Annotated in this window: 14 protein-coding genes; 8 read left to right on the forward strand and 6 right to left on the reverse strand. The window is 41.2% G+C overall.

Annotated elements, in window-relative coordinates:
• Window positions 1–129: ISAs1 family transposase (locus BSAG_RS24705; RefSeq protein ID WP_008997791.1), on the reverse strand; the 129-nt coding region annotated here is incomplete at its 3' end.
• 352 nt (window positions 130–481) lie between these two features.
• Window positions 482–1,081, reverse strand: coding sequence for a MarC family protein (locus BSAG_RS00395; RefSeq protein ID WP_004316176.1), 600 nt, complete (start codon window positions 1,079–1,081; stop codon window positions 482–484).
• A 137-nt stretch (window positions 1,082–1,218) separates the two neighbouring features.
• On the opposite strand from BSAG_RS00395, the gene BSAG_RS00390 reads away from it, so the two are divergent.
• Window positions 1,219–1,887, forward strand: a complete 669-nt coding sequence (locus BSAG_RS00390) for a Crp/Fnr family transcriptional regulator (protein WP_004316175.1) — start codon at window positions 1,219–1,221, stop codon at window positions 1,885–1,887.
• 93 nt (window positions 1,888–1,980) lie between these two features.
• Here BSAG_RS00390 and guaA read toward each other — a convergent pair whose 3' ends face one another.
• Together guaA and mscL are read right to left on the reverse strand one after the other, a co-directional pair.
• A complete protein-coding gene (gene guaA, locus BSAG_RS00385) occupies window positions 1,981–3,504 on the reverse strand; it encodes a glutamine-hydrolyzing GMP synthase (protein WP_004316174.1) in 1,524 nt (507 codons plus the stop codon).
• A 131-nt stretch (window positions 3,505–3,635) separates the two neighbouring features.
• Window positions 3,636–4,082, reverse strand: a complete 447-nt coding sequence (gene mscL / locus BSAG_RS00380) for a large-conductance mechanosensitive channel protein MscL (protein WP_004316173.1) — start codon at window positions 4,080–4,082, stop codon at window positions 3,636–3,638.
• Between the two features lie 142 nt (window positions 4,083–4,224).
• Between mscL and gap the strand changes: the two genes are divergently transcribed.
• The 7 genes from gap to BSAG_RS00345 all read left to right on the forward strand — a co-directional run bounded on the left by gap (window position 4,225) and on the right by BSAG_RS00345 (window position 11,473).
• A complete protein-coding gene (gene gap / locus BSAG_RS00375; RefSeq protein WP_004316172.1) occupies window positions 4,225–5,235 on the forward strand; it encodes a type I glyceraldehyde-3-phosphate dehydrogenase in 1,011 nt (336 codons plus the stop codon).
• 173 nt (window positions 5,236–5,408) lie between these two features.
• Window positions 5,409–7,469: a M3 family metallopeptidase gene (locus BSAG_RS00370; protein ID WP_004316171.1), complete on the forward strand. Its 2,061-nt coding sequence runs from the start codon at window positions 5,409–5,411 to the stop codon at window positions 7,467–7,469.
• Between the two features lie 24 nt (window positions 7,470–7,493).
• Complete coding sequence (locus tag BSAG_RS00365) at window positions 7,494–7,985, forward strand: DUF4847 family protein (protein ID WP_004316170.1); 492 nt, start codon at window positions 7,494–7,496, stop codon at window positions 7,983–7,985.
• 15 nt (window positions 7,986–8,000) lie between these two features.
• Window positions 8,001–8,450, forward strand: a complete 450-nt coding sequence (locus tag BSAG_RS00360) for a dCMP deaminase family protein (protein ID WP_004316169.1) — start codon at window positions 8,001–8,003, stop codon at window positions 8,448–8,450.
• 30 nt (window positions 8,451–8,480) lie between these two features.
• Window positions 8,481–10,232 (forward strand): S41 family peptidase, encoded by a 1,752-nt coding sequence (locus BSAG_RS00355; protein ID WP_004316168.1) that lies wholly within the window; start codon window positions 8,481–8,483, stop codon window positions 10,230–10,232.
• Window positions 10,210–10,737: a 5-formyltetrahydrofolate cyclo-ligase gene (locus BSAG_RS00350; protein ID WP_004316167.1), complete on the forward strand. Its 528-nt coding sequence runs from the start codon at window positions 10,210–10,212 to the stop codon at window positions 10,735–10,737. Before BSAG_RS00355 ends, BSAG_RS00350 begins: the two co-directional genes overlap by 23 nt.
• Window positions 10,682–11,473: a histidinol-phosphatase gene (locus BSAG_RS00345; protein ID WP_008771137.1), complete on the forward strand. Its 792-nt coding sequence runs from the start codon at window positions 10,682–10,684 to the stop codon at window positions 11,471–11,473. Before BSAG_RS00350 ends, BSAG_RS00345 begins: the two co-directional genes overlap by 56 nt.
• On the opposite strand, the gene BSAG_RS00340 is transcribed toward BSAG_RS00345, so the two are convergent.
• Together BSAG_RS00340 and recF are read right to left on the reverse strand one after the other, a co-directional pair.
• Window positions 11,460–11,747 carry a DUF721 domain-containing protein gene (locus BSAG_RS00340; RefSeq protein WP_004316165.1) on the reverse strand — a complete coding sequence of 96 codons (288 nt, stop codon included), beginning with the start codon at window positions 11,745–11,747 and terminating at the stop codon, window positions 11,460–11,462. The two genes, BSAG_RS00345 and BSAG_RS00340, sit on opposite strands and share 14 nt — an antisense overlap.
• Window positions 11,734–12,852 (reverse strand): DNA replication/repair protein RecF, encoded by a 1,119-nt coding sequence (gene recF, locus BSAG_RS00335; protein ID WP_008771136.1) that lies wholly within the window; start codon window positions 12,850–12,852, stop codon window positions 11,734–11,736. Before recF ends, BSAG_RS00340 begins: the two co-directional genes overlap by 14 nt.
• Window positions 12,853–12,855: the final 3 nt, after the last annotated feature.

Below are 12,855 nucleotides of genomic sequence, written 5' to 3' on the forward strand. Positions count from 1 at the left end.
CCAAGACTGGGCGCCACAGATTACAGCAGCAATGGATATATAGATAATAGTTTCCATTTTATGTACTTTTTTGCGGTTCATCCTAGGATCTTCTATTTGTTTACAAAGGTCAATTATGCCAATTTTCATGTTAGTTTATGTTTTATAATATCTTATAAAGATAAGGAAAATAATCGACATATACAATAGATAATACACTAATAGTCAATAATATAAAAATAAAATACAAGTTGTAAGATAGTAAAAAATATAATGCGTCGACCCTGAAGGACACCGACATCCTCACCATTTCTCACCAACATCCTTGTAGTTTATTACCAACATCAGTAACCTCTCACTAAAATGATGAGACATTATCACCCGAATGAGAAGCCCTTTTCACCTCGATGACAAGCTCTTCTCACCCTAGTGAAAAGTATAAGTAAAATCGTCAAATATACAAAAATAACAAGTAGAAAACAAGTAAAGATTAGATTATTAATCAAGACCGATGCAACGCTTCAATCAATAACGTTATATTGGCCGTAAACAACCTTACAGAAATAGCCAATAAGATGATACCAAAAAACTTACGAATAATATAGATACCACCTTTTCCCAAGAAACGTTCTACACGACCAGTCATACTCACTACAAAGTAAACCCAAATCATGTTCAATACTAAAGCTATAATGATATTAACACTGGCATATTCCGCCCGAAGAGAAAGCAAAGTAGTAAAAGCTCCGGCACCTGCCAACAAAGGAAAGACAAGCGGCACCAAAGTAGCTTCTTTGATAGGACCCTGATTTTTGAAAATCTCAATATCCAAAATCATCTCCAAAGACATGAGGAAGATAACAAACGCACCGGCAACTGCAAACGATTCGATATCTACATGGAAGAGTTTCAGCATCATATCTCCCGCATAGAAAAATCCGATCAACAAAACAAAAGAGATGACGGTAGCTTTCATTGCATTCACATCTTTCCCCTTTTCTTTCAGGTTAATTATAATAGGTATAGAGCCGATAATGTCTATCACGGCAAAAAGTACGATAAACGCACTAACCATCTGTTGCCAATTGAAGCCTGCAAACATAATTTCCTCCTTTTTTTCTGCAAATATACTCTATTTTTATACATTCAAACAATAAAAAAAACAAAAAGAAGGGTCAGATATTGACAGCCGTGTTGTATTATGAGTAAATTTGTACGATTAACAAGAGATTACAACATATGGAAACAATGTTCGACACTTTGCTCCAATTGCCTTTATTTCAAGGTCTTTGTCATGAAGATTTCACAAGTATTCTGGATAAGGTCAAGCTACACTTTATCAAGCATAAAGTAGGAGAAACTATCATTGAGAGTGGTAGTCCGTGTAAACAACTCTGCTTCCTGTTAAAAGGCGAGGTTTCTATTGTCACAAATTCCAAAGAAAATATATACACCGTCATTGAACAGATGGAAGCACCTTACCTGCTGGAACCACAGTCGCTGTTTGGCATGAACACTCATTACACTTCTGCTTATGTGGCACATACAGAAGCGCATACTGTCAGTATCAGCAAAGCATTTGTACTTAGCGATCTGTTCAAATATGAAATATTCCGGCTCAACTATATGAATATCGTAAGTAACCGGGCACAAAATCTTTACTCCCGCTTATGGGAAGAGCCGACACAGGATTTAACAGAGAAAATCATTCGCTTTTTTCTGTTGCATTGTGAAAAGATTCAGGGAGAAAAGATATTCAAAATGAAGATGGACGATCTTGCCCGCTACTTAGATGACACCCGGCTGAATACTTCAAAAGCACTCAATGAGCTACAAGACAAAGGATTATTAGAATTACGCCGGAAAGAGATTCTTATTCCGGATGCACAGAAGCTGGTAAGCGAATAGATACGGACTGGCTCATTATAAAAAGACCTATTCATCATAAAATAGCCTCAACAGGAATTCCTATTGAGGCTATTTTTAGATTATAAAGTGTTATTATTCCCACTCAATGGTTGCTGGTGGTTTAGAACTGATATCATAGGTTACACGGTTCACTCCCTTCACCTTATTAATAATATCATTCGATACCTTACCCATAAATTCATAAGGCAGATGCGCCCAGTCGGCTGTCATGGCATCTGTAGATGTCACAGCACGTAAAGCAACTGCTCTTTCGTACGTACGTTCATCTCCCATCACGCCTACAGACTGTACTGGCAACAAGATAACTCCTGCCTGCCATACTTTATCATACAATCCCCAGTCACGCAATCCCTGAATAAAGATATCATCAGCATCCTGCAGAATACGTACTTTTTCAGGAGTAATATCACCCAGAATACGCACTGCCAGCCCCGGTCCCGGGAACGGATGGCGGGTAATCAGATGTTCCGGCATACCCAACTCACGACCTACCCGACGAACTTCATCCTTAAACAACAAACGAAGTGGCTCACACAATTTCAGATTCATCTTTTCAGGAAGTCCACCTACATTATGATGGCTCTTTATCACTGTACCCGTGATAGACAATGACTCGATGCAATCCGGATAGATTGTACCTTGAGCCAGCCATTTCACGTCTTTGATCTTATGAGCTTCTACATCGAACACATCGATGAAACCCTTACCTATAATCTTGCGTTTAGCTTCCGGTTCGGCCACACCAGCCAGTTCCGTAAAGAACTTTTCGCTGGCATCAACGCCAATCACATTCAGGCCGAGACATTCGTAGTCCTTCATCACATTCTTGAACTCATTCTTACGCAGCATACCATGATCTACAAAGATACAAGTCAAGTTCTTGCCAATAGCTTTATTCAGCAGCACTGCCGCAACCGATGAATCGACTCCACCACTCAAACCGAGAACAACCTTATCATCACCCAACTGTTCTTTCAGTTCGGCAACCGTGCTCTCAATAAAAGAAGCCGGCGACCAATCTTGCTTGCAGCCGCAAACATCTACCACAAAGTTCTTCAGGATTTGAGTTCCGTCTTCACTATGGAATACTTCCGGATGGAACTGGACACCCCATACCTGCTCCCCTTCTATCTGATAAGCAGCAATCTCTACTTTATCTGTTGAAGCTATTTTCTTGAAATTATCAGGAATAGCAGTAATCGTATCTCCATGACTCATCCACACCTGCGACTCCTCACGCACTCCTTTAAACAGTACATTATCTTTGCAGAAAGAAGCCAAATGAGCACGTCCATACTCACGCGTTCCGGCCGGTTCCACTTTTCCGCCATTGGTGTATGACAGATACTGTGCACCATAACAAATACCCAATATCGGATATTTACCACGAATTTCACTCAAATCTACTTTGAAAGCATCTTTATCGTAAACCGAAAAAGGGCTTCCGGAGAGAATGACTCCTTTAATAGTCGGGTCTTCTTTAGGAAACTTGTTATAAGGAACGATTTCACAATACGTATCCAATTCACGTACACGGCGGCCTATAAGCTGTGTTGTCTGCGAACCGAAATCAAGAATTATTATTTTTTCCTGCATATCAATGGTTGGATTTTGAATAAATTGAGTTGCAAAAGTAGAAAAAAGTACGCAATCTATATTAATAATGAAGAGAAAAATAAAGGAGATTCACAAGTTTACACCTGAAATCTCCTTCATTTTAATTAGAATCAATTATTTTTTTCTTTCAGCAAATCACGTATCTCCGTCAACAAAACTTCTTCTTTCGTTGGCGCAGGAGGAGTTGGAGGAGCAGCCGCTACTTCTGCCTGTTTTTTAGTTGTCAGTTTCGTAATCAAACGTATAAATAAAAATATAGCAAAAGCGATAATCAGAAAATCAAAGGTGGCCTGCAGAAACTGGCCATAATCCAATGTCACAGCCGGAGCTATCTCCTTACCGTCAGCACCGATCTCTGCCGCTTTCATCACCCATTTCAAATCCGTAAAGTTCACACCGCCAACCAGTAAACCAATCGGAGGCATAATAACATTAGCAACCAATGATGATACGATTTTTCCAAACGCACCACCAATAACAACACCGACAGCCATGTCTATGACGTTACCTTTCATGGCAAACGCCTTAAAGTCCTGTAAAAATGTACTCTTTCCCATCTTTTTTCAATATTTAATGTGAATTTAATGCGCGAATATAAAAACATTTTTGTAATTTTGCACCGCATTTGAAAATAAAACAAGTGCGGAGGTAGAGAGATATTTGAACAAATATTATAAAACCCTTAAAAGTTTAAACAAAATGATTAAAGTAGGTATTAATGGATTCGGACGTATCGGACGTTTCGTTTTCCGCGCTGCAATGACAAGAAACGATATTCAAATCGTAGGTATCAATGACCTTTGCCCGGTTGATTACTTGGCTTACATGCTGAAGTATGATACAATGCACGGTCAATTCGACGGTACTATCGAAGCAGATGTTGAAAACAGCAAATTGATCGTTAACGGTCAAGCTATCCGTATCACAGCTGAAAGAAATCCGGCTGACTTGAAATGGAACGAAGTAGGTGCAGAATACGTTGTTGAATCTACAGGTTTGTTCTTGAGCAAAGACAAAGCTCAGGCTCACATCGAAGCTGGTGCAAAATATGTTGTAATGTCAGCTCCTTCTAAAGATGACACTCCGATGTTCGTTTGCGGTGTAAACGAAAAGACATACGTAAAAGGTACTCAATTTGTATCTAACGCTTCTTGTACTACTAACTGTTTGGCTCCTATCGCTAAAGTATTGAACGACAAGTTCGGCATCCTTGACGGTTTGATGACTACAGTTCACTCTACAACTGCTACTCAGAAAACAGTTGACGGTCCTTCTATGAAAGACTGGAGAGGTGGTCGTGCTGCTTCTGGCAACATCATACCTTCTTCTACTGGTGCTGCTAAAGCTGTAGGTAAAGTAATCCCTGCATTGAACGGCAAATTGACTGGTATGTCTATGCGTGTTCCGACTTTGGACGTATCTGTAGTTGACTTGACAGTTAACTTGGCTAAACCGGCTACTTACGCTGAAATCTGCGCTGCAATGAAAGAAGCTTCTGAAGGCGAATTGAAAGGTATCCTGGGTTACACTGAAGATGCAGTAGTTTCTTCTGACTTCTTAGGTGACGCTCGTACTTCTATCTTCGACGCTAAAGCAGGTATCGCTTTGACTGATACTTTCGTTAAAGTTGTATCTTGGTATGACAACGAAATCGGTTACTCTAACAAAGTTCTTGACTTGATCGCTCACATGGCATCAGTTAACGCTTAATTAGAAGCTTGAACCATATAGAAAACCGCTGCGGGAAACCGTAGCGGTTTTTTTATACATTTCATTTTATATATTGTTAAAAAGCAACGTGTTATCCGTTGAATAAGCGACAATTTTAGTAGCTTTGTACTTCTATGGAGAGATTATTAATAACATTGATACTAGTTTGCACTATGAGCAATATAACAAACGCCCAGAATCCTTTCTACGGGCAATACCATACGCCGCACGGAACCGTGCCGTTCGACCGGATTGAAACTGAACATTATGAGCCTGCTATCCTCGAAGGAATCAAGCTGCAAAATGCTGAAATAGAGGCTATCATACAGAATCCGGAAAAGGCTGATTTTAGCAATACGATAGAAGCTTTCGAAGCATCAGGGGAATTACTGGATAAAGTAGTTGCCGTCTTCGGTAATATGTTGAGCGCAGAAACGAATGACGATCTGCAAGAACTCGCTCAAAAGATTATGCCGTTGCTTAGTGAACACAGCAATAATATCACACTGAATGAAAAGTTATTCGCACGTGTGAAAGAAGTGTATAACCAAAAAGAGACTTTGCAACCGACACAGGAACAAAAACAGTTACTGGAAAATGCATACAACAGTTTTGTTCGTCATGGTGCCAATTTGGAAGGAGAAGCGCGGGAAGAATACCGCCGCCTGACTAACGAGTTGAGTAAACTGACGCTTACTTTCAGTGAAAACAACCTGAAAGAAACAAATGCCTATCAGATGCTGTTGACAAAAAAGGAAAGTCTCGCCGGATTACCCGAAATTATCATAGAAGCTGCTGCTGAAACAGCCAAGAGCGAAGAAAAAGAAGGATGGGCGTTCACACTTCATGCTCCAAGCTACGTTCCTTTCATGACGTATTCCGACAATCGTGATTTACGCCAGAAATTGTATATGGCTTACAATACAAAATGTACGCACGATAACGAATTCAATAATATCGATATCGTAAAAAAGATAGCTAATACACGTATGAAAATAGCCCAGCTATTGGGATACAAAGATTATGCGGAATATACGCTAAAGAAAAGAATGGCTGAAAACAGTGAGTCTGTATACAAGCTGCTCAACCAACTGCTGGAAGCATACGCTCCTACCGCACAACAAGAATACAAAGAAATCCAAGAACTGGCCCGCGAAGAGCAGGGAGATGATTTCGTTGTAATGCCTTGGGACTGGAGTTATTACTCAAACAAACTGAAAGACAAAAAATTCAATATCAATGAAGAAATGCTCCGTCCTTACTTTGAATTGGAACAAGTGAAGAAAGGAGTGTTTGGACTAGCTGAAAAGTTATATGGAATTACTTTCCGGAAAAATACAGAAATTCCGGTTTACCATAAAGAAGTGGAAGCCTTTGAAGTGTTTGATAAAGACGGAAAATTCTTAGCCGTCCTATATACTGACTTCCACCCGCGTTTAGGTAAGCGCGCCGGAGCTTGGATGACAAGTTACAAAGACCAATGGATAGATAAAAAGACTGGCGAAAACAGCCGTCCGCATGTATCCGTTGTGATGAACTTTACCAAGCCAACCGAGAATAAGCCTGCTTTATTAACATTCAATGAAGTAGAAACATTCTTGCATGAGTTCGGACATAGCCTGCATGGTATGTTTGCCAATTCCACTTACAGAAGTTTAAGCGGAACCAATGTCTATTGGGACTTTGTGGAGCTTCCTTCGCAGATTATGGAGAACTTCGCCATAGAGAAAGATTTCCTCAATACATTTGCCCGTCATTATCAGACAGGAGAAGTTTTACCGGATGAATTAATAGAACGTCTTGTAGACGCTTCTAATTTTAATATTGCTTATGCTTGTCTGCGGCAACTAAGTTTCGGTTTACTTGATATGGCGTGGTATACTCGCGACACTCCTTTTGAAGGAGACGTGAAAGCTTATGAACAGGAAGCCTGGAAGGATGCACAAATATTGCCGGTTGTGCCGGAAGCTTGCATGAGTACGCAGTTCTCCCATATCTTTGCTGGTGGATATGCTGCCGGATACTATAGTTATAAATGGGCGGAAGTACTGGATGCTGACGCTTTCTCATTGTTCAAGCAAAAAGGAATATTCAATCAGGAAGTTGCAGACTCGTTCCGCAATAATATCCTGTCGAAAGGAGGAACGGAACATCCGATGGTACTTTATAAACGTTTCCGCGGGCAGGAACCAAGTATTGATGCTTTATTAATCAGAAATGGAATAAGAAAGTAAGTATTAAGTTATTAGATATAAAATATGAAGAGAAGTATATTTCAAATAGTAGGATTGCTTTTATTGCTTCCTTTATTTTCAGGATGTAATGATTCGGACGATTTGCAAGGTATATTCACCGGAAAGACATGGAAACTGACCTACATCAATCTAAAGGATAAAGGCGGGTGGATGAATGGTTTTAGTGAGAAAAGCATCAAAATATTGAATGAAAATCAAGAATCCTATACAATAACTTTCACAGGAACCGAAGAAGATAACAGAATTTCTAATGGTGCTGTCAAAGGGAGAATTATCACTGCAGATCTTACAGGCACCTGGAGTGCTAATGGAAAGAATAATGAATTTCATGCTAGCGTTACCAATGTCAATGAGAATGATGATTTAGCTAAAGAATTTATAAAAGGGCTAAACAATGCCTCTTCATACATAGGGGATGACAATGGATTATTCTTATATTATAATCCGGCCGGAAGCCAGCAAACATACGTATTGGCATTTCATGTACAAAGATAGCAAATAATTAACAACATGGACATTGAAAAGAAACAATTAGAACTTGACAAACGTTATATACGCATGGCCAGTATATGGGCTGAAAATTCCTATTGCCAACGCCGTAAAGTAGGAGCTTTAATTGTTAAAGATAAAATGATTATCTCCGACGGATATAACGGAACGCCTTCCGGTTTTGAGAATGTATGCGAAGATGAAAACAATCTGACAAAACCATACGTTCTGCATGCGGAAGCAAATGCCATTACCAAAATAGCACGTTCAAACAACAGTAGCGACGGTGCTACCATGTACGTCACCGCCTCTCCTTGCATCGAATGTGCGAAGTTAATCATACAGGCAGGGATCAAACGGGTAGTTTACTCCGAACATTACCGCCTGGAAGATGGAATTGAGTTATTAAAACGGGCGGGAATCGAAGTTATCTACACAGAATTAGATAACCATTCCTCTCCAGATAAATAAGAAGACGAACGTTTTAAAAAAGGAATAGACATGAGTACAAAAAACTCTTCACGTTTTACACCTGTCATCATAGCAGTCAGCGTGGTAGTCGGGATTCTTATCGGTACATTTTATGCCAAGCATTTTGCCGGCAACCGTTTGGGTATTATCAACGGCTCCTCCAATAAGCTAAACGCATTGTTACGCATTGTAGACGATCAATATGTCGACACCGTAAACATGACCGATTTAGTGGAAAAAGCCATGCCGCAGATTCTGGCCGAATTAGATCCACATTCAACTTATATCCCAGCCCAAAATCTCGAAGAAGTCAACTCGGAACTGGAAGGTAGCTTTAGCGGAATCGGTATCCAGTTTACCATACAGAACGACACCATTCATGTGAATGCAGTCGTTCAGGGTGGCCCTTCTGAAAAGATAGGATTGATGGCGGGCGACCGTATTGTTACCGTGGACGACAGTTTGTTTGTCGGTAAGAAAGTAACCAACGAACGGGCTATGCGCACTCTGAAAGGTCCGAAAGGTTCACAAGTGAAATTAGGTATCAAACGAACAGGAGAAAAAGACTTATTGCATTTCAACATTACCCGTGGAGACATTCCTCAAAATACCGTTGATGCAGCTTATATGCTAAACGATGACATTGGTTACGTGAAAGTCAGCAAATTCGGACGTACCAGCCATGTAGAATTATTGAATGCACTGGCACAACTCAACCATAAAAAATGCAAAGGTCTAATCATTGACCTCCGCGGTAACACCGGAGGATATATGGAAGCTGCCATTCGCATGGTGAATGAGTTCCTGCCCGAAGGCAAATTAATCGTATACACTCAAGGCCGTAAATATCCACGTGCAGAAGAATTCGCCAACGGTACAGGTAGCTGTCAGAAAATGCCACTCGTCGTATTGATTGACGAAGGTTCTGCTTCTGCCAGTGAAATCTTCACCGGAGCTATTCAGGATAACGACCGGGGTACAGTTGTAGGACGCCGTTCCTTTGGTAAGGGGCTTGTGCAACAACCGATCGACTTCAGTGATGGTTCGGCTATCCGCCTGACAATCGCCCGCTACTACACTCCATCCGGACGCTGCATCCAACGCCCATACGAAAGCGGTAAAGATCGTAACTACGAACTGGATTTATATACCCGTTACGAACATGGGGAATTTTTCTCACGCGACAGTATCAAGCAGAATGAGAGCGAACGCTATAACACCAGCCTGGGACGTACTGTTTATGGCGGTGGTGGTATCATGCCGGATATATTCGTACCGCAAGATACAACGGGAGTCACCTCTTATCTTTCTACTGTTATCAACCGGGGACTGACTATTCAATTCACATTCCAGTACACCGACAATAACCGGAAGAAACTTAGCCAATATGAAACAGAGGAAGAATTGCTGAATTATCTTCGTCATCAGGGATTGGTAGAACAGTTTGTCCGTTTTGCCGACAGCAAAGGAGTGAAAAGAAGAAATATCCTCATTCAGAAGTCATACAAACTTTTGGAGAAGAACCTCTTTGGTAACATCATCTACAATATGCTTGGACTGGAAGCTTATCTTCAATATTTTAACAAGACAGATGCTACCGTCATTAAAGGCATTGAGATACTCGAAAAAGGAGAAGCTTTCCCAAAAGCTCCGGTAGCCGTTGAAGAGGAAGAAGTGACGAAGGACAAAAAAGATGGAAAGAAAAAAAGAACTGCGCAAGCGTATAGCATTACTGAAGACCCAGCACGCGGATTCGACTATGCGAAAGCTGCAATCAGCTAACATACTGACCGCCCTTGAAGCCCACCCGGCTTTCAGGGCGGCCAATACCGTACTACTGTACCATTCGCTAAATGACGAAGTAGACACACATGAGTTTATCCGAAAATGGAGCAATAAGAAACGAATCTTGCTCCCCGTAGTGGTAGGCGATGATTTGGAGCTTCGGATATATACCGGGCCTGAAAATATGTCAATTTGCGGTGTCTATGGTATAGAAGAACCAACCGGGGAAGCATTCACAGACTATGCAGCCATCGATTTCATCGTCGTTCCCGGAGTAGCATTCGACGCAAAAGGTAATCGTTTGGGACGAGGAAAAGGATACTACGACCGCCTCTTGCCACGCATACCAACAGCTTACAAAGCTGGGATTTGTTTCCCATTTCAATTAGTAGAAGAAGTTCCTGCGGAATCATTCGACGTCCGCATGGATATAATTATAACAATCAATGAAGACGAATTATCACACCCATACCACCCGCTGCCATCATGCGACAGGGAGTGACGAAGAATTTGTTTTAAGTGCCATCAAAGGCGGCTATCAAGAAATAGGCTTTTCAGACCACACTCCGTGGAAATACCACACCAATTATATCTCCGACATCCGCATGCTCCCTGAAGAGTTGCCGGGCTATGTGGAAAGCCTCCGTTCGCTACAAGAAAAATACAAGAATCAAATCAGTATAAAAATAGGATTGGAATGTGAATACTTTCCTGAATATATACACTGGTTAAAAGGAATCATCAAAGAATATAAGCTGGATTACATCATCTTCGGAAATCACCATTTTCATACAGATGAGAAGTTTCCCTATTTTGGCCGGAATACAGATTCGGTAGACATGCTCGAGCTCTACGAAGAGAGTGCTATTGAAGGGATGGAAAGCGGACTATTTGCCTACCTTGCCCATCCGGATTTATTCATGCGTTCCTACCCGGAATTCGATCATCATTGCAAACTGGTCAGCAGACATATCTGCCGGACAGCAGCACGGTTAAACCTACCGTTGGAATATAATCTTGGTTATGAAGAGTATAATGACATTCATGGAATCACCACCATTCCTTACCCGGATTTCTGGAAAGTAGCCGCCCATGAAGGTTGCACCGCTATCATCGGTGTAGATGCTCACAATAATCAATATCTGGAAAATCCTTTTTATTACAGCCGTGCAACCGAAACACTTCGCAAGCTGGGTATAAAGGTTATAGACAGAATCCCTTTCCTCAACGAAAAATAATGTTTGTAATAACCATAGCACCGACTCTCTGATTGAGTGTGCGCACCAATACCTCACGCCCCATCATCAACTCCTGCCGGAGAGCAGCAGAAGTAAGATGCACATACAATGTCTGATTACGAATATAAAGATTGCTGGTATAAGCCGCCGCCGGTCCTAAGACTTGAGGCCAGGCATCCAACAGTCTTTGTTCGTTCAGCGGAGACTCCAAACTCTCCTGACGAAGAAACTGTTGAATCAGTTTTCCTATTTGTTCGGCATCATTGCGCTTCATCGTCAGCCTCCATTTCTTGAATTGTACCCTCTTCTACACGAAATATCTTATAATCACTACCTACCTTATGTAAAATACGGTCCAGATGCCCCCGGTTCGTATCCGTTATAAATATCTGCCCGAAATTGTCTCCGCCCACTAACTTCACTATTTGCTCTACGCGGGAAGCATCCAGTTTATCAAAAATATCATCTAATAATAATAAAGGAACAGTTCTGCCCGTACGTTTCAAGAAATCAAACTGTGCCAGTTTTAACGCCACCAGATATGTTTTATTCTGTCCCTGCGAGCCTTCTTTCTTTATCGGAAATTCGCCCAACAGCATATTTAACTCATCCTTATGAATCCCCCGCAAAGAGAACCCCATTATCTTATCCCGCTCCCTGCTCTGCTTCAACACTTCCAACAAAGAAGCATCCCGTGCATGAGACTCATAAGATAATCCCACAGCCTCTTTATCCTGAGAAATAAAAGAATAGAAAGATTGGAAAATAGGAATAAACTCCCGGATAAACGCTTCACGCTTCCGGAAAACGATTTCACCGGCTTGAGACATCATTTCCTCCCATACAAGAAACAATTCTTCCTCCACCGGGAACTCACTCTTCAGCAATGTGTTACGCTGCACTAATGCTTTATTATACCGTATCAGTGCTTCAAGATATTCTTTATCATACTGCGAAATCACTACATCCATAAACCGGCGACGTTCATCACTCCCTCCGGCTATCAATTCAGAATCGGCAGGTGAAACCATCACCAAAGGCAGGAAGCCGATGTGATCTGAGAAGCGGCTATATTCTTTCTTATTCCGCTTAAATTGTTTCTTCGAACGGCGTTTCATTCCACAATAAATCTCTTCAGGAGTTCCGTCCTCCGCTTCATAGAAACCCTGGATGACAAAGAAGTCTTGTTCATGACGAATATTCTGCGAATCAATCGGATTGCCGGAACTTTTACAGAAGGATAAGAAATACACTGCATCCAGCAGATTCGTCTTCCCCATCCCATTCAGTCCAAAAAAACAATTCAGTTTGGCAGAGAATCCCAGCTCCACCTCTTCCAGATTCTTATAATTTAATATAGATATTCGTTTCAGTATCATTGT

The sequence above is a fragment of the Bacteroides sp. D1 genome, assembly GCF_000157095.2.
Classification (GTDB): Bacteria; Bacteroidota; Bacteroidia; order Bacteroidales; family Bacteroidaceae; genus Bacteroides; species Bacteroides xylanisolvens.